The 22,419-nt window shown below is 72.1% G+C and carries 17 protein-coding genes and 1 pseudogene; 10 read left to right on the forward strand and 8 right to left on the reverse strand.

Features of this window, described 5'->3' with window-relative positions; all coding sequences use genetic code 11:
• Positions 1-250: 250 nt before the first annotated feature.
• Positions 251-1,249, forward strand: coding sequence for a hypothetical protein (locus ACFWU9_RS06925; protein WP_384315335.1), 999 nt, complete (start codon positions 251-253; stop codon positions 1,247-1,249).
• 88 nt (positions 1,250-1,337) lie between these two features.
• A complete protein-coding gene (locus ACFWU9_RS06930; RefSeq protein WP_384315336.1) occupies positions 1,338-2,861 on the forward strand; it encodes an amino acid permease in 1,524 nt (507 codons plus the stop codon).
• An 83-nt stretch (positions 2,862-2,944) separates the two neighbouring features.
• Here the strand turns inward: ACFWU9_RS06930 and ACFWU9_RS06935 are convergent, their stop codons facing one another.
• Entirely contained in the window at positions 2,945-3,703 is a 759-nt protein-coding gene (locus tag ACFWU9_RS06935) for a glycoside hydrolase family 75 protein (RefSeq protein WP_384315337.1), read from the reverse strand.
• 137 nt (positions 3,704-3,840) lie between these two features.
• A complete protein-coding gene (locus ACFWU9_RS06940; protein ID WP_384315338.1) occupies positions 3,841-4,329 on the reverse strand; it encodes an NUDIX domain-containing protein in 489 nt (162 codons plus the stop codon).
• Positions 4,330-4,528: 199 nt separating this feature from the next.
• Between ACFWU9_RS06940 and ACFWU9_RS06945 the strand changes: the two genes are divergently transcribed.
• Positions 4,529-4,678, forward strand: a complete 150-nt coding sequence (locus ACFWU9_RS06945) for a hypothetical protein (protein ID WP_384315339.1) — start codon at positions 4,529-4,531, stop codon at positions 4,676-4,678.
• A 124-nt stretch (positions 4,679-4,802) separates the two neighbouring features.
• On the opposite strand, the gene ACFWU9_RS06950 is transcribed toward ACFWU9_RS06945, so the two are convergent.
• The 3 genes from ACFWU9_RS06950 to ACFWU9_RS06960 all read right to left on the reverse strand — a co-directional run bounded on the left by ACFWU9_RS06950 (position 4,803) and on the right by ACFWU9_RS06960 (position 10,071).
• Positions 4,803-6,590, reverse strand: a complete 1,788-nt coding sequence (locus tag ACFWU9_RS06950; RefSeq protein WP_384315340.1) for a coagulation factor 5/8 type domain-containing protein — start codon at positions 6,588-6,590, stop codon at positions 4,803-4,805.
• Positions 6,591-6,846: 256 nt separating this feature from the next.
• On the reverse strand, positions 6,847-9,276 hold the full coding sequence (locus ACFWU9_RS06955) for a beta-L-arabinofuranosidase domain-containing protein (protein WP_384315341.1): 2,430 nt from the start codon (positions 9,274-9,276) through the stop codon (positions 6,847-6,849).
• A 225-nt stretch (positions 9,277-9,501) separates the two neighbouring features.
• Complete coding sequence (locus tag ACFWU9_RS06960; protein ID WP_384315342.1) at positions 9,502-10,071, reverse strand: TetR/AcrR family transcriptional regulator; 570 nt, start codon at positions 10,069-10,071, stop codon at positions 9,502-9,504.
• A 103-nt stretch (positions 10,072-10,174) separates the two neighbouring features.
• Between ACFWU9_RS06960 and ACFWU9_RS06965 the strand changes: the two genes are divergently transcribed.
• From ACFWU9_RS06965 to ACFWU9_RS06975, 3 genes and pseudogenes are all read left to right on the forward strand, one after another.
• The gene (locus tag ACFWU9_RS06965; protein WP_384315343.1) at positions 10,175-11,083 is read left to right on the forward strand and encodes an NmrA/HSCARG family protein; all 909 of its coding nucleotides are present in this window, start codon (positions 10,175-10,177) and stop codon (positions 11,081-11,083) included.
• 85 nt (positions 11,084-11,168) lie between these two features.
• A pseudogene (locus tag ACFWU9_RS06970) lies at positions 11,169-12,037 on the forward strand (SpoIIE family protein phosphatase); the annotation flags it as partial.
• Positions 12,034-15,645, forward strand: a complete 3,612-nt coding sequence (locus ACFWU9_RS06975; protein ID WP_384315344.1) for a BTAD domain-containing putative transcriptional regulator — start codon at positions 12,034-12,036, stop codon at positions 15,643-15,645. The pseudogene ACFWU9_RS06970 and the gene ACFWU9_RS06975, both read left to right, overlap by 4 nt.
• Before the next feature lie 27 nt (positions 15,646-15,672).
• Here the strand turns inward: ACFWU9_RS06975 and ACFWU9_RS06980 are convergent, their stop codons facing one another.
• Positions 15,673-16,599: a siderophore-interacting protein gene (locus ACFWU9_RS06980; RefSeq protein WP_384315345.1), complete on the reverse strand. Its 927-nt coding sequence runs from the start codon at positions 16,597-16,599 to the stop codon at positions 15,673-15,675.
• Between the two features lie 82 nt (positions 16,600-16,681).
• The gene (locus ACFWU9_RS06985) at positions 16,682-17,542 is read right to left on the reverse strand and encodes an ABC transporter substrate-binding protein (RefSeq protein ID WP_384315346.1); all 861 of its coding nucleotides are present in this window, start codon (positions 17,540-17,542) and stop codon (positions 16,682-16,684) included.
• A 477-nt stretch (positions 17,543-18,019) separates the two neighbouring features.
• On the opposite strand from ACFWU9_RS06985, the gene ACFWU9_RS06990 reads away from it, so the two are divergent.
• Together ACFWU9_RS06990 and ACFWU9_RS06995 are read left to right on the forward strand one after the other, a co-directional pair.
• The gene (locus ACFWU9_RS06990) at positions 18,020-18,505 is read left to right on the forward strand and encodes a cation:proton antiporter regulatory subunit (protein ID WP_384315347.1); all 486 of its coding nucleotides are present in this window, start codon (positions 18,020-18,022) and stop codon (positions 18,503-18,505) included.
• A gap of 6 nt (positions 18,506-18,511) precedes the next feature.
• Positions 18,512-19,756 carry a cation:proton antiporter gene (locus ACFWU9_RS06995; RefSeq protein WP_384315348.1) on the forward strand — a complete coding sequence of 415 codons (1,245 nt, stop codon included), beginning with the start codon at positions 18,512-18,514 and terminating at the stop codon, positions 19,754-19,756.
• A 112-nt stretch (positions 19,757-19,868) separates the two neighbouring features.
• On the opposite strand, the gene ACFWU9_RS07000 is transcribed toward ACFWU9_RS06995, so the two are convergent.
• Entirely contained in the window at positions 19,869-20,444 is a 576-nt protein-coding gene (locus ACFWU9_RS07000; protein ID WP_384315349.1) for a TerD family protein, read from the reverse strand.
• 257 nt (positions 20,445-20,701) lie between these two features.
• Between ACFWU9_RS07000 and ACFWU9_RS07005 the strand changes: the two genes are divergently transcribed.
• Positions 20,702-21,046: a BlaI/MecI/CopY family transcriptional regulator gene (locus tag ACFWU9_RS07005; RefSeq protein WP_384315358.1), complete on the forward strand. Its 345-nt coding sequence runs from the start codon at positions 20,702-20,704 to the stop codon at positions 21,044-21,046.
• A gap of 4 nt (positions 21,047-21,050) precedes the next feature.
• On the forward strand, positions 21,051-22,070 hold the full coding sequence (locus tag ACFWU9_RS07010; protein ID WP_384315350.1) for a M56 family metallopeptidase: 1,020 nt from the start codon (positions 21,051-21,053) through the stop codon (positions 22,068-22,070).
• Positions 22,071-22,419: the final 349 nt, after the last annotated feature.

The raw sequence follows: 22,419 nt of genomic DNA on the forward strand, positions 1-22,419 counted from the left end.
TGATCGTCCGATCACTGAGCGAAAGGGTGGTGCAGCCCGCGGGACACGTCAAGGTCACGACATGCACTCAGGGTTGCCTAAGATCAGCAAAGTGTTCCTGGGGCCCTTGGGTTGGCCCCTACACTGATCGCCGAATAACAGCCGAGTAAGTATCACTGAGTAGTGTGATTCTCATGTGCCGGCCTTGGCGCCTGGGATTCGAACTACACCGGAAAGAGGCGGAGTTGCGGGAGAATCGGGCGGAGGGTGCGTGAGCGATCGCTTTCGTCCGCTCTATCACCCAGCGGGCCACGACAGTGAACTCCGGTCGGCCGTGCAGGAATTGCGAACCGGCCGCTGGCTGTCGATGCGTGACATGCTCGACACCACGCACGGCTGGGCTCTGTGGACCCAGCGCACCCAGGTACTCGCCGCCGTCGCCGCGGGCTCGGACACCGTACACACCTGGCTGGCCGAGGAACCCGACAGCACGGCGGCCGTCGTCATGCGGACGCGGGTGACCGTTGAACGCGCCCTGCGCGCGCACCGCGAGGGCCACGCGAGGACGACCGACCTGTGGCGCCAGGCGTGGGAGGCGTGCGACAGCACCGCGCGGCTGGTGCCGGACGACCCCGTCCCCTGGATCTGTCTGCTCGCCCTGGCCCAACTCGACGGCAGACAGCGGATGGAGGAGAACCGGCTGGCGCCGCCGGGGCCGATGCTCTTCCCCGGCCCCTGGGCCCTGCTCTCCGAGGCGGACAAGCGCGACCCGGGCAACCGCGAGGCGTACCACCGGATGCTTCAGTTCGTATACGCGCGTAGGGCCGACGGCTCGCTCTCCGAGGCGGTCAACTTCGTCCAGTGGGCCGCCTCGTCGGCGCCCGAGGGATCCGCGCTCCAAGCGCTGCCGCTCTTCGTACGGGTGGAGAGGTACCGCAGGGAAGGCGGCAACGAGAAGGCGCTCGACCTGCACTGGGTCACCGAGGACGCCACCAGGGACGCGCTGCGCGCGCTGCACATCTGGTTCGACCGGTCGGTGCCCGCGGAGAACTCGCTGCTGGACCTCAACTATCTGGCGCACGCCCTCTGGGGCTCGCTCCAACTGGCAGAGGCGGCACGGGTGTTCGAGGCCCTCGGGCCGTACTACACACCCTTGCCGTGGGTCTACCGGGCCCGTGGCCCGGACGACAGCACCCAGGCCGAGGAGGTGTTCTCCCGCGCCCGCGCCCGCTGCCTCGCCGCAGACCGTGAACGGAAATCCGATTCCTAGGCCTCGCCCCCGCTTCCGCGCCGGCCCCGCCAGGTCCCCACCGCACCCCCGCGCTCTCCTTGATCTGTCCGTACCCGGAGGTACTGCCATGTCCGTCTCCCCACCGGTCTGGTCGAAATCGGACCCCGTCCCGCACCAGGACGAAGAAGAACGGCTGAGGGAACTCGGTTATCAGCCCGTACTCGCGCGCCGGATGGGCGGGTTCGGGAATTTCGCCATCAGCTTCTCGGTGATCTCGATCCTCTCGGGATGCATGACCCTGTACGGATTCGGCCTCATCACCGGCGGTCCCGCCGTGATGCTGTGGGGCTGGGTGGGTGTCGGTCTCTTCGTCCTCTGCATAGGCATGGCGCTGGCGGAGGTGACCAGCGCCTATCCCACGTCGGGCGCGCTCTACTACATGGCCGACCGGCTCGGCGGACGCAAGTGGGGCTGGTACACCGGCTGGTTGAACCTGCTCGGCCTGCTGGGCGCGATCGCCGGAATCGACTACGGCGCCGCCCTGTTCACCGGCGCGTTCCTCAACCTCCAGTGGGGGTTCGAGGCCACGCCCGGCTGGACCATGGTCATCTTCATGTGCATCCTGCTGCTGCACGCGACGCTGAACCTCTTCGGTGTCCGGCTGGTCAGCCTGCTCAACTCGATCAGCGTCTGGTGGCACCTCGGCGGTGTCGCGCTGATCGTCGGCATTCTCGCGGTCGTCCCCAAGAGCCATCAGTCGCCCGAGTTCGTCTTCACGGAATTCGTCAACGAGACCGGCTGGCAGAACCCGATCTATGTCGCCGCCATCGGTCTGCTGCTCGCCCAGTACACCTTCTGCGGCTACGACGCCTCGGCACATCTCTCCGAGGAGACGTCGAACGCGTCCGTCTCCGCCGCGCGCGGCATCGTGCGCGCCATCTGGGTCTCCTGGATCGCCGGCTTCGCCCTCCTCGCGGGGCTGACCTTCGCCATCCAGAACTACGGGGAGACGAGCGGCGCCGCCGTGCCGCCCGCGCAGATCTTCATCGACGCGCTCGGCACCAACGGGGCCAGCGCGCTCCTGCTGGTCGTGATCGCCGCCCAGCTCTTCTGCGGCAACGCGGAGGTGGCCGCCGCCAGCCGGATGGTGTTCGCCTTCAGCCGTGACAACGCCCTGCCCGGCTCGGCCCTGTGGCGCCGTGTCAGCAGCCGTACCCAGACCCCGGTGCCCGCCGTGTGGCTGTCGGTCGGCTTCGCCTGCGTGCTCGCGCTGCCCTCGCTGTACTCGCCGACCGCGTACGGCGCCGTGACGGCGATCAACGTCATCGGCATCACCCCCGCCTACGCCATCCCGATCTACCTCAAGCTGCGTGCAGGCGACCGCTTCCAGCCGGGTCCCTGGTCGCTGGGCCGCTGGTCCAAGCCGATCGGGTGGATCGCCGTCGGCTGGGTCCTGATCGTCACCGTGATCTTCTGCCTGCCCCAGAAGAACCCGGTGACCACGGACACCATGAACTACGCGGTGGTCGCCCTGGCCGTCGTGCTGGCCCTCGCCACCGCCTGGTGGTACGCGGCGCGGGGCTCGTACAGCACCCCGCAGTCGTACGGCAGCGCCCGCGAGCAGTCGGAGATCTCCGAGGGGATCGTCTAGGGCCTGTCCGGCGGAAGACCTTCTGGATCACGTCCTTCGTACGGAGGCGGGCGCCGACTCCGCCTCCGTGGAAGGGACGTGCGTCAGTTCTCCCGGAGGAACGTCCCGGCGAGCTTCTGCCCCAGCTCCACCACCGCCGACCGGCTCTCGATCGGCGTCACCCGGGAGTCCTTGAAGAGGATGTACGTCACTCCCGACGCGACTCCGCCACGTGAGGGATCGGGATTCATACCGAGCCGCTGCGCCGCAGCGTAGGACGCCTCCCCGATGATCCCGGCCGGCCCGGTGTCGCCCACCACCGCGTACTCCACCCGGTCCTTGTAGAGGACCGCCGCGACGGCGCCGCCCCGGATGCCGGAGGAGGTGTAGTCCCAGATCTCGCTGGGCGCGGGCACCACGACGTACGGCAGGGTCTCCGCGTTGAGCGGCTTGCCGTCGGACTGGTGGAAGGCGGTGTCCGCGTGGAACCAGCGGTCGGTCGTCCTGTTGCAGCGGTCGGTGATCTGGCCGTCGCAGTCGATGTCCAGGTCGGCCTTCCAGAACACGGCGCCCTTCGCGCCGCACACGGGGACGTCGGCGGGCCTGTCCTGGTCGGTGCGGTACCGGCCCTCCGAGACGGGCGTGCAGCCACCGACCTTCGCCAGGAGGGCGTCCGCCGTGACCGGGGCGTCCGGTTCGGGCGAGTTCTCGTCGGTCGGCGGGCCCGGAGCCCCGCTCTGTGGGCCGGGCGGCGGCGGATACGACGTGTCGAGCGCGGAGGCCGGGAGCGCGGTGGCGGGCAGGGCCGAAGCGGTGAGCAGCACGGCGCCGACGAGGGCGTAGAGGGGCGATCTGTGGTGCACGGGGGCGTATCCCTTTCCGGACGGACTTCACTCGGCTGCCGGACGTCCGGTCGTCCCGGACGCCCGACTTCCCGGACCGCCGGATCTTCGCGCGCCCGGGCCGCTTCTCCCAAGCACCGAACGCGTGTCCCTGAGGATCAGGCCCGGTGGTCCGCGCGGTCCGTCATGTGCACGGCCAGTCGGCCGAGGAAGATCCGCTGTCCCGACACGAGCAGTTCCACGGCCTCGTCCAGCGGGAACCAGCCGAGCCGGTCCAGCTCCGGGAATTCCTGCTGGGTGCCCGAGCCCCGCGGCCACTCCATGGTGAAGGTGCCCGGTACGGCGAGGGCGGGGTCGAAGTCCCCCTCGATCGCCCATACGGTGACGGTCTTGCCGCCCGACTGGCGGGTCTCGCCCAGCGGTACCCGTGGCCCGTCGGGGGCGGGGTGTCCCACCTCCTCCTCGAACTCACGGGCGGCCACGTCCTCCGGCGTCTCGTCGGGGCCGTACTCGCCCTTGGGGATCGACCAGGCGGCCCGCTTACGACCGGCCCAGAACGGGCCGCCCATGTGCCCGATGAGCACTTCGGTGCCGCCGGACTCCGTGATCCGGTACAGCAGGAGTCCGGCGCTTCGCTTCCCTGACATCACGTCAGTCTGGGCGCGGTCGCGCCGGGGCGCCATCGGGGACGCCGTATCGGGGGACGGCGGGAGGTCGGGCCGGGCCGCACCAGAGGTAAAGAGAAGGTAATGGGAACGCAATGGGGGTCTTCGGCGTTACAGAGGGTAGACGTAGTCCGAGGCCTCGCAGCGGGGTCGTCGGTGTCATCGAAGCGCAGGAGACGGCATGCCCGGAATCATCGACCGCATCAAGGCTTTCACCCGTAGCCCGCAGGGGCGGCGTGTGATCGGTCAGGCGCGAGCGGCCTCGTCGGACCCGAGGAAGCGCGAGCAGGCCCGCCGCCTGCTCGGCAAGCTGCGCGGCGGCAGGCACTGACCAGGCGCCTCGGCCCGGTGTCGTACGCGCACGCGGTCGTACGCGCACGGGCAGGACCCGGTCTCTCGCGAGAGACCGGGTCCTCCTCAGGGGTGGCGGGGGGCGCTTTTCGACGGTGGCCGGGTCAGGGGAACTGGACGACGACCGAGGGGATCGTCGAGGTCCCTGACGTGGGTTCACCGATGTCGTTGATCACCCGCTCGTACTGGCCCTGGCCGCCGAGCGAGACCACCAGCAGATGGTGGAACCTGACGCCGGGTTTGACCGGCGCGGCGAACCCGTTGTGCTGCCGGATCGTCGGATCGACGTTGTAGTAGCAGTAGCTGCCCATGCCCCAGCCCTCGTGCTGTTCCACCGAGTCGTCCACCCGGTAGGCGGCATAGCCCTTGGTGTCGCCGTTCTGGATCGCCGCCTGGTTGGGCGCGTCGTACGCCTTCTCGTTCTGGAAGAAGATCGTCCGGCCGCGCTCGCCGTACCACTCGACGTCGTACTTGTTGAAGTGCTCGACGAACAGTCCGGTCGCCAGGACGTCGTCACCGTTCACCCGTACGCCGAAGTCGGCCCGGTTGGTCTCCCAGCCGACCCCGTCACCATGGTCCGCCCGCCACACCCAGGTGTGATCGACGATGGTGTCGTCGCTGTTGATCACCATGCTGGTGGTCGCCTTGCCGGGACCCGCTCCGCCGATGCGGATGAAGACGTCCTGCACGGTCGTCGGATTGGCGGCGTGGTCGGCCGACGATCCCTCGGGCCCGACCTCCAACAGCGTCTCGGAGTTGACCGGCCCCGCGTCGATCAGGAACCCGGCCAGCTTCACCCCGTCCACGTCGGCGACCTTCATCGCCGTCACCCCGTTGTCCGGGATGATCGTGGCGAGTCCGAGCCCCAGGACGACGGTGTCCGGGCGGTCGACCTCGATGGTCCCGTCCAGGTGGTAGACCCCGGGCGTGAACAGCAGGTTGAGACCCTGGTCGAGCGCCGCGTTGATCGTCCCCGCCGTCGCGCCGGGCTTGACCACGTAGAACTGGTCGAGATCGATCGAGGAGCCGGCGGGCGCGCCGCTGTCCCAGGTCACCCCGCGCGCGTTCGTCCGCTTCTCGGGCACGAACACCTTGTAGTCGGCGCCGTCCAGATAGAGGAAGGGCTTCTCACGGGAAGTGGGGGTCGTCTCCAGCGTGGTGTACGGCGGGTCGGGGAAGCTCTGCGCCGGCGCGCCCTCCACACCGGAGAACGTCATGTTCCACACGGCGTTCTGCCAGCCGCCGACCGAGCTGTCCCGGGTGTACCACTGCTGCTGGGAGTAGGGGCCGACGCTGCCGTCGATCTTGCTGTCGGCGATGTAGCCGCCGCTGGCCCAGCCGTAACCGTCGGGAGCGAGATTGAGCCCGCCCTTGACGTGCATACGGCGGAACGGGGCGGCCTGCGAGACCGCCCAGCGGTTGGTCCCGTTCACCGGGTTGAGCGACAGGTTCTCGGCCGAACGCCAGAAGTTCTGGGTCGCGTTGCCGTTGAACCAGCCGGCGTCCACGGTCACGTCGCCGTTGATGTTCACGTCGTCGGGCGAGAGCCCGAGACCCGACACCGAGGTGTAGAAGCCGAGTTGGGCGTTGAGCCCGTTGTACGTGCCCGGCTTGAAAAGGAACTGGTAGCGGCCGGAGCCGAACTGGGCCGACTCCTGCTGCTTGAAGACCTCGTCGAGCTTGCCCTGGATGTCGGGCGTCGAAGGGTCGAACACGATCACGTTGGGACCGAGATCGCCGCCGCCCTCGATCGGGTCGGCATGTGCGGGGCCGCTCGGGACGAAGGCCAGCAGGGTCGCGGCCAGGGTGGCGGCGAGCGTCGCCGCGAGGCCCCGGCGGGACGGCCGTGGGGTGCCGTGGAACGCGGGGGGACCGGTGGGGGGAGCGTGCACGGGCATCTCTCCTGAGTCGTGAACGGTGGGGGGAACACCCGAAAGAGCCCCCGGCGAGTCGTCGCGGCCCCCGAATCCTCGGGGCCGGGAATCCTCAGAGAGCGCTCTCTCGGTGCACGGCTGATGCTGCTCTGCTGTCTCGTACACGTCAAGAGTGGTGAACGGATGGGCCGTCACGCGTTCCGTCGGTGACAACAGGCGACCGCCGGCGCCGAGTTGTGGCGCCGGCGGTCACCCGGACCGACGAGAGCCCCGCTCAGACCAGCTGCCAGAGATGGTCGTCCGTGCCGTTGTCCTCGAACTGGACCACCTGCGCGCTGTTGGCCGTCGACATCAGGTCGACACCCAGGACCTTCCCGCTGTGCCGGTTGAGGATCAGCGACCAGCCCTCGCCCCGGTCGACCAGCTGCCAGAGATGGTCACCGCTCCCGTCGTCGTCGAACTGGACGACGCGCGCGCTGTTCGCCGTGGACCTCCCCTCGGCCCCGATGATCTTCCCGCTGTTGCCGTTGCGGATCAGGAACCAGCCCCCGCCCGCCGGCGCCAACTGCCAGGCGTGGTCCGCCGTCCCCGTGTTGTCGAACTGCACGACACGCCCGCCCGCCTGGAGGGACATCCCGTCCACGGCGAGCACCTTGCCGCTGTGCTTGTTGCGCACCCGGCGGAACGGCGGCTCCGGCGTCCACGCCCGCCCGCCCGGCGAGGCCGTCGGGAAGGCGGTGATCCGCAGCCGGGCCGCGCCCATCGGGATGAGCGTCACCTGCTCGGGGGGCGCGGTGCTGCGGGCCGGGCTGTCCTGGAGGGGAGCGACGACTCGCTGGTCGTCGGCCACCCACTCCTCGATGCGGCGCGCCGAGGTGGTGATCCGTACCGGCGTCCCCTCATGGGTGAAGGGGTTCTCGGCGAGCGGTCCGCTGTCGGCCGTGAACCGCAGCCCGCGCAGCGGGTCGGGCGCGAGGCCGACGTTCCAGGGGGTGGTGGGGTGCACCGACAGCTCGGGGAAGTCCTCGGTGCCCGCGAACCGTTCGTACCTCTCGCCGATCCGCAGGGAGTACGTGAGCGGCCCGTGGTCCACGCTGACGGAGCGGTGGTTGTCCTCCCAGGTCCGTACGGTGGTGCGCTGCGGCAGCCGCAGGGTCACCCGCTCGCCGCCGCGCCACTCGCGCTCCACCTTGAAGAACCGGGGTCCGTCCCCCGGAACGGCCACGCGCCGTCCGGCGACGGCCAGTTGAGGGTCCTCGCACCAGCCGGGAATCCGCAGGTAGAGCGGGAAGGTGACGCTCTTGGGCGTGGAGACGGTGAGGGTGACGGTCTCCTTGAACGGATAGTCGGTGGACTCGGTGACGGTGACCTCCGTCCCGTCCGCGACCTTCGCGCGTACCTGGCTCGGCGCGTACATCGCCGCCGCGAGGCCCCGGTCGGGGGTGGCCAGCCACAGCTCCTCGGTGAAGTAGGGCCAGCCCATGCCGTAGTTGTGCGGACAGCAGCGGTAGGTGTCGATGCCCGGCTTGTACGCCTGCATGGCGAAGCCGTTCTGGTACTGGCCCTGGTTCTTGGCGGTGTTGTCCAGTTCGACGCTGTTCGCGCTGGTGACGTAGTGGATGCCGCGCCCCGCGGGGTCGGTGGCCGCCGGCAGCAGATTGAAGGCCAGCTCTTCGCACCGGTCGGCCCAGACGGCGTCGCCGGTGATCCGGGTGAGCAGTTCGTGGCTGGCCATGAACTCGACGGTGCCGCAGGTCTCGAAGCCCTGCCGGGGATCGTTGAAGCCGGGCCGGGAGTTCTCGTCACCGGCGAAGCCGCCGCCGGGGAACTGGCCGTAGGCGCCCATGACAGAGGCGTAACTCCGGTACGTGGCACGGGTCAGCTCCGCCGATCCGGAGCGCAGCGCGTACTGGGCGGGCTCGCGGAAGCCCTGCGCGATGTTGACGTTGTGCAGGTCGGGGAAGTTGTCGACCCAGTTGGCGCCGTGGGTGTGCATCTTGTCGGCGAGGTCGAGCAGGAAGGTCTCGCCGGTGCGGTTGTAGAGCCAGAAGACGATGTCGAGACCGTCGCCCCAGCGCTTCGACACCCAGCTGGAGTTGAAGGCGCCGGGCCCCTGCGCGTTCATGTAGCGCAGGAAGGGGACGACGAACGGCACGACGCGCTCGTCGCCCGTGAACTCCTCGTGCGAGCGCAGCGCCTGAAGGAGCGGCAGATACGGCCAGAAGTCCGGTCCGCCGTTGAGGGCGGTGCGCAGCCGGGTGGGTCCGAAGAAACCGTCGGGCTGCCCGGTCGCGAGGATCGCGTCGATCCAGCGGCGGGCGGTGGCGAGGGCCCCGGCGTCACCGGTGAGGGCGGCCAGGTCCACGTAACCGCGCAGCCAGTAGGTGACTTCCTCCCAGCCGTTCTTCTCGGGGTGCACCCAGCCGGAGTCGTCGAACCGCAGGAAGTGCGAGACCTCGGCGTACCGGCCGAACAGTCCGTCGAGCAGCAGGCGCAGCTGGCCGGTGAGCCAGCCGCGCGGGGTGACGCTGCCCAGCGGCAGCTTCTGGAAGGCGGTGGGGGCGAGCGGGGCGACGTTCGGCGTGTACCAGCCGCCGCGCGCGGGCGGTACGGCGGCGGCGGTCGGCGCCAGCGGCCCCAGCAGGCCGGCACCACCGATCGCGAGGGCGCCGGTGCCCAGGAAGTGTCGTCGGTCGAGCGTCATCGGGTCTCCCGTCCACGAGCATCGACGATGTTTGTACAACGTTGGAAAGAGCGACAGTTGGCATCTCAGCACGGCGCCCTCGCCGTGTCCAGGTACATGACACGGCGAGGGCGAAAGTCGCCGCGGGGGAGTGGGGGTTCGGGCCGGACGGGACTGTGAGCCGACGCCCTTGGGCGGAGGGCACGCCCTGGAGCGGCCGGGGTGGAGCGGCCGGAGCCGCGCCCGTCAGCCGCGCGGGCTGATTCCCGCGACGGTCAGATCCAGCAGGCGGTGCGCCTCCGCGAGGGGGTTCGGGTGCTTCTCCGTGGCGAGGGCGATGCCGGTGACCAGGGTGACCAGATCGGCCACGGTCACGTCCGGCCCCACCGCGCCGGCCCGCTCGGCGTGCCGCAGGAGGGGCTCGGCCGCGCCGGTGAGCTTCACCGAGCAGGCGTTCACATGGTCCGGGTGGTCCGCCCCGGCCGTTCCGTCCTGGACCAGCAGGTCGGCCATGCCCCGCGCGGAGGCGGAGTACGCGGTGAGCGCGCCCAGCCACTCCAGCAGCGCGGCCCGCGCGTCGTCCGCCCCGGCGAGTGCCCGCGCGCGGACGCACAGCGCCTCGATCCGCTCGTCGAACACCGCCCGCAGCATCGCGTGCCGCCCGGGGAAGTGCCGGCGCACGGTGGCCGAACCGACCCCGGCGATCCGGGCGATCTGCTCCAGGGAGGCATCGGCTCCGTGCGCGGCGACCTCCTGCTCGGCCACGGCGAGGATCCGCGCGTAGTTGCGCCGGGCGTCCGCGCGCTGGACGGTCATGCGGCATCTCCGAGGCTTGCTAAGTGGCGGGGTCCTCCGTATCGTACCGTAAGGTAAGTGGCGGGCCCCGCCACTTATCCGTGCCACCACCCCGAGGACCACCATGACCACTGAATCCGCACCCGTTCTCGTCACCGGAGCCACCGGCAAGCAGGGCGGCGCCACCGCCCGCGCCCTGCTCACGGCGGGCGTTCCCGTCCGGGCGCTGGTCCGCGACCCCGCGAGCGACCGGGCGAAGACCGTCGAGGCGCTCGGCGCCGAGCTGGTGACCGGCGACCTGTACGACCGCGAGTCGCTGGCCCGCGCGGCCGAGGGGGCACGCGCCGTCTTCTCGGTCCAGCTGCCCGATGTGAACGGACGGGCCTTCGAGGGCGAGGTCGTCCAGGCCGTCAATCTGATCGAGGCGGCGAGGGCCGCCGGAGTGCCCCAGTTCGTGCACACCTCCGTCTCCGGCGCGGGACAGCACATCGACTGGGTCAAGGGCGCCTGGGCCTGGATGGAGCCGTACTACACCGCCAAGGCCGGGATCCAGGACCGGGTGCGCGAGGCGGGCTTCACGCACTGGACGCTTCTCAAGCCGGGCTACTTCATGGAGAACCTGTACCCCTCCGCCGGGATCGTGTTCCCGCGCGGGATCGAGGGCGGCCTGGTGACCCTGCTGAAGCCGGGCACGCGGCTGTCCCTCATCGCGGTGCGGGACATCGGCGCGGCGGCCGCCGCCGCTTTCCTGGAGCCCGCCCGGTTCGACCGGGTCGAGCTGGAGCTGGCCGGCGACCATCTGGCGATGACCGACATCGCCGAGATCCTCTCCCGTGAGCTGGGCACCGAACTGACGGCGCCCGACATGACCAAGGACGAGGCGGTCGCCGCCGGGATGCCCGACATGGGCTTCGGACAGGCGCACATCAACGAGCACCCGCAGCCCGCCCGGCCGCAATTCGCGCGCGACCTGGGACTTCCCGTCACCACCTTCGAGACCTGGGCGCGGGAACACCTGCGCGCCGCGGGCTGACGCCCCACCCGGGCCCCGATCCGGCCTCGGCCGCGGATCCGGCGCGGGCCCCGTGGTCGGAGCCCGCGGTGACGCCCGCCGAGGTACGTACGCCCAGCTCGACCTCGCCACCGGCGAGGTACGCGCCGTACGCGCCGGGCATCTGGGCCCGCTCGTGCGGCACACCGACGGCAGGACCGGCTGGCCCCATCTGCGCGGCGGGCTGCCCCTCGGTCCGGCCACCGAGTTCGGGCAGGAGGACTTCCCCGAGACCAGGCTCGATCTGGTGCCCGGCGAGACATTCGTGCTGTGCACCGACGGTCTCGTGGAGGAGCCGGGACTCGACATCACCGACGGCATGGGGGAGCTCGCGCACGCCGTGCGCACCGGTCCCGGCGGGGCGGGCGCGCTCGCCGACCATCTCGCCGACCGGCTCTGGCAGCGCTGGGCGACCGGCGACGACGTCGCGCTCCTCGTCGTGCACCGGCCGCCCGACCCCGGCACCCACCAGGCACCCCGTGTCCACCAGTACATCCACCAGGCCGACCCGGAGGGCCTGACCGAGACCCGGGCCGTGCTGCGCCAGGCGCTCACGGACTGGGACATGCCCGCCCTGATCGACGACGTCGAACTGGCCGCCGGCGAGATGCTGGTGAACGTCCTGCTGCACACCGAGGGAAGCGCCGTCCTCACCCTGGAGGTCGTGCCGGGACCGGTCCGGCGCGTACGGCTCTGGGTGAAGGACCGCTCCAGCGCCTGGCCCCGGCGGCGGTGGCCGGGCGAGGCGGCGACCTCGGGGCGCGGGCTCCTGCTGATCGACGCCGTGGCGGCGCGCTGGGGGGGAACCGCGCGGGAACGGCAAGGCCGTCTGGTGCGAGTTCACCCCGAAGGACCGCCGCGCCGCCTGACCCCTTCCGGCGCCCGCCGGGGGAGCGGACGCGGCCCGCTCCCCCGGCGGGGACAATGATCGGGTGACCTACCGCTACGACGTACTCGGCACGACCCGGGCCTTTCGCCCGGACGGCGCCGAGGTGCCGGTCAGCGGGGCGAGGATGCGGGCACTGCTCACCGCGCTCGCCGCCGCCGGTGGCCGCGCGGTCCCCGCCGGCCGGCTGGCCGAACGGGTGTGGGACGACGCGCACGAGCCGCCCGCCGACGAGCCGGCCGCCCTCCAGGCACTGATCGGACGGTTGCGCAAGGCGCTGGGCGGCGACGCGATCGCCTCGGTCCCCGGCGGCTACCGGCTGGCGGTCGAGCGCGACGCCGTCGACGTGTTCCGCTTCGAACGGCTCGCCGCGGAAGGCGCGTCGGCGCTCGACAGCGGCGACGGCGCCCGCGCCGCAGCGCTGCTGGACGACGCGCTGGCGCTGTGGCGCGGGCCCGCGCTCGCGGATCTCCCGGGCGGCGACACCGACCCCCTCGCCGTACGCGCGCGGCAACGGCACATCGAGGCCCGCCGTATCCGTCTGACGGCCGACGTCCGGCTCGGCCATGCCGAACGCGCGCTTCCCGGGCTCGCCGCGCTGGCCGCCGAAGCGCCCCTGGACGAGCCGTTGCAGGCGACCAGGATCGCGGCGCTGCGCTCGGCCGGGCGCCGGGCCGAAGCCCTCCAGGCGTACGAGGAGGTACGCGCCCTGCTGGCGGACCGGCTCGGTACGGGGCCGGGCAGGGAACTGCGGGCTCTGCACGCCCAGTTGCTCCTCGACGACCACATCGACGACCACATCGACGACCACATCGACGACCACATCGGCGACGACCTCGGCGACGACCTCGACGCACGGAGCGCGGCGGGTCCTGTCCCGAGCGGTCACCCCGCCCGGGAGCACGACGCGCCCTCCCGCACGAGCGGGGCCGTGCCCGTCGCGGGCCCGACCGGACTCCCCGGCAATCTCCCGGCCCGGCTCACCTCATTCGTCGGACGGGAGCCCGAACTGGACGCGCTGCGCGTCGAGTTGCGCGCGCACCGCCTCACCACACTCACCGGACCCGGAGGCGCGGGCAAGACCCGGCTGGCCTTCGAGACCGCCGAGAGCGCGGCGCGCGCGGACCTCTGCCCGGACGGCGGCGGGTGGGGCGAGCGGGACCGGGCGGGCGCCGACGCGTCGGACCCTCACTGGGCGGACGGCGTCTGGGTCGCGGAGCTCGCCTCCGTACGAGAGCCGGTCGATGTGGCGGAAGCCGTACTGACCGCGCTCGGGGCCCGCGAGACGGCGGTGCTCGGTCCCGGCGGCGCCGAGGGCGCCGCGCCCCGCCCGCTCGACAGACTCGTCCAGCACTGCGGATCCCGTCGGCTGTTGATCGTGCTGGACAACTGCGAGCACGTCATCGGCGCCGCGGCCGAACTCGCCGAGACCGTTCTCACCCGCTGCCCCCGCGTGACCGTCCTCGCCACCAGCCGCGAACCGCTCGGGGTGCGCGGCGAGTTCCTGTACGGGGTCGGCCCGCTGGCGCGGTCCGCCGCGCTGCGGCTGCTCGGTGAACGGGGCGCCGCCGCCCGGCCCGGATTCCGTACGGACGACGACCCGGCGGCCTGCGAGGAGATCTGCCGCCGGCTCGACGGGCTGCCGCTGGCCGTCGAACTGGCCGCGGCCAGGCTCCGGTTGCTCACCCCGCGCCAGCTCGCCGACCGGCTCGACGACCGCTTCCGGCTGCTGGGAGCCGGCAGCGGCAGCCGGACCGCCCTGCCGAGGCAGCAGACCCTGCGCGCGGTCGTGGACTGGTCGTGGGAGCTGCTGACGGAGACCGAACGGGCCGTGCTGCGCAGGCTCTCCGTCTTCGTGGGCGGCTGCGCGCCGAGCGAGGCGGAGGAGGTCTGCGCCGGGGGTGACGTGCCGGTCTTCGACGTACTCGCCTCCCTTGTCGACAAGTCGCTTCTTGTGGCCGTGCCCGACGGCCCGGACGGGATGCGCTACCGGCTGCTGGAGACCGTCGCCGAGTACGCGGCGGAGCGGCTGGACGAGTCGGGCGAACGGGAAGCCGTCGAACTGCGCCACCTGCGCGCCTACCGCGAACTGGTCCGCCTCGGTGAGCCCGAGCTGCGCGGCCCCCACCAGGCCCACCGGCTCGCGCGGTTCGAGCGGGAGCACGACAACGTACGGGCCGCCCTGCGCACCGCGCTCCACCACCCGGACGTACCGGAGCACGAACAGGACGCCCTGTGCCTCGTGCTCTCCATGAGCTGGTTCTGGCTGCTGCACGGCCATCAGCGCGATGCCCGCGAGTGGTCGTCGGCCGTCGCGGAGCTGGGGCCCGACCCCTTCGCGGCGCCCGTACGTCCCGCCGTACCGCTCGCCGACCCGAGCATCGCCCTCCCGCCGCCCTGGTCAGACGAGCAGGTGTGGGAGGCGCGGCGCGGAGTGTGGCTGCTGCGGTTCGCGAGCGGCGCGGACCTGGGCGGGGACGCGGAGCACAAGGCTGCGGACGACAAGGGCTCGGGTGACCTGGGTACGGGCGACCTGGGTACGGGCGACCGGGACACGGGCGAGAGCGGCGGGCGGTTCTGGGGGAGCGCCGACACGCGCGCCCAACTGACCCGGATCGTCGCCGCCTACCGGGCCGATCTGCCCCAGGTCAGCCGGCAGCCCGGTGCCATGTGGTTCTTCGCCGGGCTCCTCGTCGGCGAGTGGCGGTCCATGGGCGAGGCGCTCGACGCCCTGGTGGACTCCTGCCGCGCCCACCGGGGCGGCGGTTGGGACCTCGGCCTCGCGCTGACGCTGCGCGGAAGGATGCTCGGCACCGCGGCCGACAACGAGGACCGGTCGGCGAGGGACGCCGAGGAGGCGGTCTCGCTGCTCGAACGGACCGGTGATCTGGTGCTCCTCGCCGAATCCCTGTCCGCCCGGGGCGAGTCGTACGAGCGGCGCGGGCGTTACGAGGAGGCCGCGGCCGACTTCGCACGGGCCATGGAGAGCTGCGCGCGCAGCTCGATGCCCACCCAAGCGTCCCTGTACAAGGCGCGGTTGGCCTCCGTACGGCTGGAGGCCGCCGCCGGTCCCGCGGCCCAGGCAGACGCGGAGCTGCTGCTGGAGGAGGCGGTCGAGGAGTCCCGCGGCCACGCGGGACGCACCGGCGGGACGGCCCGGCTGCTGCTCGCCGGCCGCTACGGCCGTACCGGACGCACCGCCCTCGCGCGCGCCCAACTGACCACGCTGGAAGAGGAACCGGGCTTCCGGGAGCACGCCCTCCAGATGGGTATGACCGAGGGTCTCCACGGCTGGCTCGACTGCCTCGACGCCGACTACGAACGGGCGCTCGACCGTCTGCGGGAGTCGGTACGCCTGCTGGACAGCCTGGCCCATCTCGTCGCACCCCAGCTGATCGTCAGTCAGTTCCTCTGCGCGGCCTGGGCGAAGAGCGGAATCGGCGAAGTGACCGACGGCGCTCGGCTGTTGGGGGCGTACGGCCGCCACACCGGGCGGGCCGAGAAGTTCCTCTTCCACCCCTACCCGGCCGGCTACGAGCGGGAGATGCGGCGACGGGCGGAGGCGGAGGTAGGGGCGGCTCTCGACGAGGAGGCCCGGGCCCGCGCGAACGCCGAGGGCGGCGCCCTCTCCCTGAGAGAGGCCGCGGCCCTCATCTGAACCGGCGATCCGGCGTGTGCGGGGCCCTCAGGAGCGCCCGGCCAGCCGCTCCCGCGCCTCCGCGAGATCCTCCTCCGTCGGCGCGTCGTCCTGGGTCAGACTCCGGCGCCAGTAGCCGGTGAAGTGGACCGCACGCCTGTCGAGCCCCCGCTCCCCGACCAGATGCCGGCGCAGTGCCCGTACCGCGCCGGCCTCGCCCCCCAGCCAGGCGAACACCGAGCCCGCCGGGAAGACCGCCGCGCGTACGGCCTCCACCAACGGGGAGCCGTCACCCGCCGAGGCCGCCCGGTGCAGCCAGTGCACGGTCACCTCACCCGCCGACTCCAACCGCTGCTCCTCCGCCGCGTCCCACACCTCCACATACGCCACCGCGCGTGCCCCCTCGGGCAGCGCCTCCACGATCGTGCCGATCGCGGGCAGCGCCGACTCGTCGCCCGCCAGCAGCATCCAGTCGGTCGTCCCGAGCGGTACGGGCTCCGCGAAGTACGCGGACGGGCCGAACATCCCGAGCACGTCCCCGGCCCGCGCCGACCGCGCCCACCGGGTCGCCGGCCCCGGGCCCTCACCGCCCCCGTCGCCCTTGTCATCGTCCTCGCCGTGCAGGACGAAGTCGATGTCCACCGTGCCGCGCGCCGGGTCGTGCGCGCGGATCGTATAGCTGCGCGTCCAGGGCCGCTCGTCCTCCGGGATCGCCTGGAACGCCCCGTACCAGCGCATCACATCCCCGTCGGCGCCCGGCTCGGGCAGCACCGGGGACACCTGCCCCGGCTTGGGGAAGTACAGCTTCACCTGCTGGTCGGGACCGTCGTGGGTGAGATCGGCCGGCGCAGGACCGCCGAAGGTGACGCGGACCATGTGCGGCGAGAGCCGCCGTACCGCGGTGACTTCGACGGTCCGCACCGGCAGGGCGGGAGTGGCGGGACGGCCGGCGGGAGTGTCCGTGTGACGTGTCATGACGGAACGGTCGCAGCCGCCACCGATACGCGACCGACACGCCGCCTACACGGCCGCCGGCCCGAGCCCGAGACCGCGCCGATTACAGCGCCGCAGCCACCGCGTCCACGAAGCGCGCGTGCCCCCGGTGGCTGCACGGCGCCTCCGGGTTCCACGCCACGGTGCGCACCCGCTCCTGGAGCGCGCGCCAGTGGCTGTCGCTCCTGAGCGCCTCGGGCGCGGCCGCGTTCGCCCGGATGTCGCCGAGCACGACGTCCGGTTCGAGCGCCAGCGCCTGCTCCCAGTCGGTCGTACGCCAGTTGGCGCCCGCCCCCTCGCCGGGGTCGAGCAGATCGACACCGAGCGCGGTCAGCGCCCGCAGATCCGGCCAGGTCCCGGGCCGCGCGAGATGTACGGAGCCGCGCCCGGCGGCCGACAGGGCGAGCACCCGCGCCGCGCCGGGCCGTGCGGTGAGCGTACGGAGCCGGGCCTCCGCCCACTCCAGATCCTGGGCGTCGGGCTCCCGGGGCGCGCCGAGCGACTGGGCGAGAGCCGTGAACCGGTCTCTGATCCCTTCCAGCGGCCGGTCCTTGCCGACGTCGATCACGATGACGCCGACCTGCTCCTCCAGGTGCTTGGCCGCCTCCGGATCGATGCCGTAGACCTGGCCACCGCCGTAGCTGACCGCCACCAGAAGGTCCGGCTCGGCGGCGAGGACGGCGTCCGGATCGACCGAGGAGCCACCGCCGAAGTCCAGGGTGCGGTCGAGCGGCAGACCGCCCGCCTTGGCGGGGTCGGGGGAGTCGCCGTCGTGATGGGATCCGAAGATCCCCATGGGGCGCAGGCCGTGGTCCCACAGGGTCGCGCCCGCCTGGATGTAGGCGACCACCCGTTCCGGGCGTCGGGGGGCGACGGTGAGATGACCGCGGTCGTCCGTGAACTCCCAGCTGCTGTGCGGGGACATGGCTCGCCTCATTCCGCTCTCGGGGTGGGGTGTTCGAGAGAGACCCTGCCCGGCCGACCACGCCGGGACTCCAACGGCACGTTGATCAGGCCACGTCGGGCCCCGCCGGGACCCCGTCCCGCGTCGGCGCGCAAGCGGTCGGGAGTCATCACCGACGGGCCACACGTGCGGGTTTCCCGCTCGAAGAGAAACGGCCAATATCGGCATCAAAGCACTCAATCGACCCATTTGATTTTACGTTAAAATGGCTGATGAGTTGCCCCCGCACGGTTGAGTGCTGGGCGGCTTGTTGCGAACCGGGGCCGAGGCGGAGGGGCAGCTCATGGGCGGGCGCACCCGTACCCCCTTACCGGCCCGGCCGGCCGGCCGCCACTGACCGGCCCCCGCCGCGCCGAATGGCGGAGAATTTCCCCACCAGGGGCCCCGCGCCCGTACACCTCCGACGCATGCCCGCATGCCCGCATGGAGCGCCTTCCTATGGAGCACACCGCTCACGTCAGCAAGACCGCCCTGCCCGGGGTCGGTACCCGCTACGACCTCAACACCGACTCCGGCCGTCATATCTCGGTGGTGGTGCACCAGGACGGACGCCGCATCGTCGGCTTCCACGACCCCGAGGACGACGACAACTGCAAGGACTCCACGCCGCTCGCCCCGCACGAGGCGACCGCGCTGTCCAAACTTCTGATGCCCGACCCGGTCGGGCATCTGCACCAGCACCTGGAGATCGACCTCGTCACCGAACACATCCCGGTCACCAAACGCTCCCCCTTCGCGGGACGCACGCTCGGCTCCACCCAGGCCCGTACCCGCACCGGCGCGTCCATCGTCGCCGTGCTGCGCCGGACCGACGCCGTCCCCTCGCCCGCCCCGGACTTCCGCTTCGCACTGGGGGACACGCTCGTCGTCGTCGGCACCAGGGAAGGCGTGGACGCCGTCGCCGAACTGATCACCGGAGGATAAACGCCCGTGCACGACACGACCGCGCTGCTCATCGAACTCGGGGCCGTCATCCTCGGCCTGGGTCTGCTCGGCCGGCTCGCCGGGAGGGTGGGCTTCTCGCCCATCCCGCTCTACCTGCTGGCGGGACTCGCCTTCGGCCACGGCGGCCTCCTCCCCATGGCGGCCAGCGAGGAGTTCTTCGCCACGGGCGCCGAGATCGGGGTCATCCTGCTGCTGCTCCTGCTCGGGCTGGAGTACAGCGCCTCCGAACTCGTCACCAACCTCAAGACCCAGTACCCCTCCGGCATCGTCGACTTCGTACTGAACGCACTGCCCGGAGCGATTGCCGCGCTCCTCCTCGGCTGGGGCGCGGTCGCCGCCGTCGCACTCGCCGGCGTCACCTGGATCTCGTCGTCCGGCGTCATCGCCAAGGTGCTCGGCGACCTCGGCAGACTCGGCAACCGCGAAACCCCCGTCATCCTCGGCGTCCTGGTCATCGAGGACCTCGCCATGGCGGTCTATCTGCCGCTGCTCACCGCCCTGTTGGCCGGACTGAGCCTCGCCGGCGGGAGCCTCACGCTCCTCATCTCGCTCGGCAGCGTCGGGGTGGTGCTCTTCGTCGCGCTCCGCCACGGCCGGCTGATCAGCCGCGCGGTCTCCTCCGACAACCCGGAGATGCTGCTGCTGGTCGTCCTCGGCCTCACCCTGCTGGTCGCGGGCGTCGCCCAGGAGCTCCAAGTCTCCGCCGCCGTCGGCGCGTTCCTCGTCGGCATCGCGCTCTCCGGCGAGGTGGCCGAGGGCGCCCACAACCTGCTCTCGCCGCTACGGGACCTCTTCGCCGCCGTCTTCTTCGTCTTCTTCGGTCTCAACACCGATCCGGCCGCGATCCCGCCGGTGCTCGTCCCCGCCCTGATCCTGGCCGTCGTGAGCGCGCTGACGAAGATCGCCACGGGCTACTACGCGGCACGCAGAGCGGGCGTCAAGACGGCGGGCCGCTGGCGGACGGGCGGCACGCTCGTGGCGCGCGGGGAGTTCTCCATCGTCATCGCGGGGCTCGCCGTCGGTGTCGAGCCCCGGATCGGACCCCTGGCCACCGCGTACGTACTCATCCTCGTCATCCTCGGGCCCCTCGCCGCCCGCTGGACCGAACCGCTGGCCCGGCGACTGACCCGCAAGCCACCGGCGCCTCCGGTGGCCGGGAAGCCCGAGTCCCTCACGGAGGAGGCGGGAGCCGCCCCCGGACCGGCCGACACGGCTCATTCGCACGGCTGACGCCCGCCGCCCGGGGCCCGTACACGCCGAAGGGGCGCGGAAAGCGCGTCACGCGCCCACGCCCCTTCGTGCGTGCCGCCGGGAGAGCGGGCACGGGCACGGTCCGACAGGCTCAGACACCGACACCGTAGTCGGCGGCGATACCGGACAGACCACTCGCGTAACCCTGGCCCACGGCACGGAACTTCCACTCGGCGCCGCTGCGGTACAGCTCGCCGAAGACCATCGCGGTCTCGGTCGCCGCCTCCTCGCTCAGGTCGTAGCGGGCGAGCTCGACACCGCCGTCCTGGTTCACCACACGGATGAAGGCGTTGCGGACCTGGCCGAAGCTGTGGCCGCGGGCCTGGGCGTCGTGGATCGACACCGGGAAGACGATCCGGGCGACATCGGCCGGCACGCCCGCCAGGTTCACCTTGACGACCTCGTCGTCCCCCTCGCCCTCACCGGTCAGATTGTCACCGGTGTGCTCGACCGAACCGTCCGGGCTCCGGAGGTTGTTGTAGAACACGAAGTTCTGGTCCGTGCCGACCTTCCCGGCCTCGTTCACCAGCAGGGCGCTGGCGTCCAGGTCGTAGTCGGTGCCGGTCGTGGTGCGTACGTCCCACCCGAGACCGACCAGGACGGCTGTCAGCCCCGGCGCCTCCTTGGTGAGCGAGACATTGCCGCCTTTGGACAGGGAGACTCCCACGCTGCTCCTCCTGAGTTGAACTGGTGACCGCATTGAAAATCCACAACACTGTAGAAGCGTGTACGGGGCGGCGAAGCCGCCACGCCGGGGCCGGGCCGGAGCTGCGCCGGATGGCCCCAGGCCGCACGTCGGTGGCGGAGGGAGACGCTGTGAGGGGACAGGTCGGGGCGGACGGGAGCCGGGACGGTGAGCGGCCGGCCGGGGCCGGAGGGCCGGACGGCGCGGACGAGCGCCCGCGCCGGCGCGGCCAGGGCGAGCTGGAGGCCCAGGTCCTCGCCGTGCTGCGGCAGGCGCCGGGACCGGTCAACGCGGGCTGGGTGCTCGACCAGCTCGGCGGTGACCTGGCGTACACGACGGTCATGACGATCCTGACCAGGCTCCAGGCCAAACGGGCCGTCACCCGTGAGCGGGTGGGGCGGTTCTTCGAATGGTGCGCGACCTCCGACGAGGCCGGGCTCGCCGCGCTGCGGATGCGCCGGGTACTCGACGCCGAGTCGGACCGCGAGGCGGTGCTGGCCCGCTTCGTCACCACGCTCTCGCCGGACGACGAGCGGCTGCTGCGCGACCTCCTCCATCTTCCCGAGGACGGGACGGAGGGCTGAGGGGATGGGAGTGTTCGTCCTGCTGCCGCTTCTGCTGCCCCTGACGGCCCTGCCGGTCGCGCGCCTCGCCGAGCGGCACCTCCATCCCCGCGTCGCCACACGGCTGTTGTCGGCGCTCGCCGCCGTCCTGGCCCTGTGCAGCACGGTCTGCCTCGGGCTGCTGGTGGTCGTCGGTACGGTCCAACTGCCCGGCCATCCGCTGCCCGACTGGGCCGACGCCTGGACCGAGGAGGAGGGCCCGCCGACCGCGCCGTACGAGGAGACCGCCGGCAAGGGCGCCGTCGTCGCGCTGCTCGCCGTGGCCGTGTCGTGGTCGACGGCGGCCCGCAGACACCGCCGCGTCCGCCGCCGGGCGGCGGACGCGCTGGCCGGTGTGCCGGGCGGTGAACTCGCCGTACTGACGGACGAGGCCGCCTACGCGTACGCCCTTCCGGCCGCGCGGCCCCGCTCGTCCGGCGGCTGGTTCGCCCGGCTCTCCGGGCGCCCGTCGGTGGGTCCGCACGTGCCCACCGAGGTCTCCGGCGGGCGGATCGTCGTCTCCACGGCCATGCTCGCGTGTCTGGACGCCGGTGAGCGCGCGGCGCTCGTCGCCCACGAACGCGCGCATCTCGCCGGGCACCACCACCGGTATCTGCTTGCCGTCCGCTTCGCCGCCCGGGCCAACCCGCTGCTGATGCCGCTGCGGTCGGCCGTGGCCTACACGACGGAACGGTGGGCGGACGAGGAGGCGGCCCGGGTGACCGGGGAACGGCGGGTCGTGGCCCGGGCCATCGGCAAGGCGGCCCTCGTGTCGCGCGGCACGCCCACCCCGACGCTGGCGGGCTTCGCCGCGCCGGGACCGGTGCCGCGCCGGGTGGCCGCACTGCTCGAACCGGAGCCGTCGGCCGTCAGCTGGCCGTCGGTCTTCACGGCCGTGGGCCTCGCGGCCTGGGCGGCGGCGGCCGGGACGCTCGGATCGGCGCTCTCGTCCGCGAACGCGACGGTCACGCTTTTCCTCGTACTGAGGACGGCGGGCCCGTTTTGAGAGGGGGAGGGCGGGCGTGTCCTGAGAGGAGGGCGCGGGCCCCTTTTTAAGAGGGCGCAGGACCTGAGAGAGGTGCCCGACCGGGGAGAGGCACCCGTTCTGGGAGGGGCGCCCGGTCCGGGAGGGGCGCCCGACCTGGGAGGGGCATCTGTTCTGGGAGAGGCGCTCGACCTGGGTCGGTCGCCCGACCTGAGGGGGCACCTGTTCCGGGAGGGGCACCAGGTCCGGGAGGGGCACCCGTTCTGGGAGGGGCGCCCGGTCCGGAACGGGGCGCCCGGTCCCGGAGGGGCGCTCGACGAAAAACGGGGTGGGGGCGCCCCCCCCGCCCCGCCGCCCGAGGAAGAAGGAG

The organism is Streptomyces sp. NPDC058653 (genome assembly GCF_042716895.1).
In the GTDB taxonomy this organism is placed as follows: domain Bacteria; phylum Actinomycetota; class Actinomycetes; order Streptomycetales; family Streptomycetaceae; genus Streptomyces.

Bases quoted from the DNA above. Each gene is read 5' to 3' on its own strand.
- ACFWU9_RS06930 (WP_384315336.1), top strand. From the start codon at position 1,338: ATGTCCGTCTCCCCACCGGTCTGGTCGAAATCGGACCCCGTCCCGCAC.
- ACFWU9_RS06940 (WP_384315338.1), bottom strand. From the start codon at position 4,329: ATGTCAGGGAAGCGAAGCGCCGGACTCCTGCTGTACCGGATCACGGAG.
- ACFWU9_RS06945 (WP_384315339.1), top strand. From the start codon at position 4,529: ATGCCCGGAATCATCGACCGCATCAAGGCTTTCACCCGTAGCCCGCAG.
- ACFWU9_RS06955 (WP_384315341.1), bottom strand. From the start codon at position 9,276: ATGACGCTCGACCGACGACACTTCCTGGGCACCGGCGCCCTCGCGATC.
- ACFWU9_RS06960 (WP_384315342.1), bottom strand. From the start codon at position 10,071: ATGACCGTCCAGCGCGCGGACGCCCGGCGCAACTACGCGCGGATCCTC.
- ACFWU9_RS06965 (WP_384315343.1), top strand. From the start codon at position 10,175: ATGACCACTGAATCCGCACCCGTTCTCGTCACCGGAGCCACCGGCAAG.
- ACFWU9_RS06980 (WP_384315345.1), bottom strand. From the start codon at position 16,599: ATGACACGTCACACGGACACTCCCGCCGGCCGTCCCGCCACTCCCGCC.
- ACFWU9_RS06985 (WP_384315346.1), bottom strand. From the start codon at position 17,542: ATGTCCCCGCACAGCAGCTGGGAGTTCACGGACGACCGCGGTCATCTC.
- ACFWU9_RS06990 (WP_384315347.1), top strand. From the start codon at position 18,020: ATGGAGCACACCGCTCACGTCAGCAAGACCGCCCTGCCCGGGGTCGGT.
- ACFWU9_RS07010 (WP_384315350.1), top strand. From the start codon at position 21,051: ATGGGAGTGTTCGTCCTGCTGCCGCTTCTGCTGCCCCTGACGGCCCTG.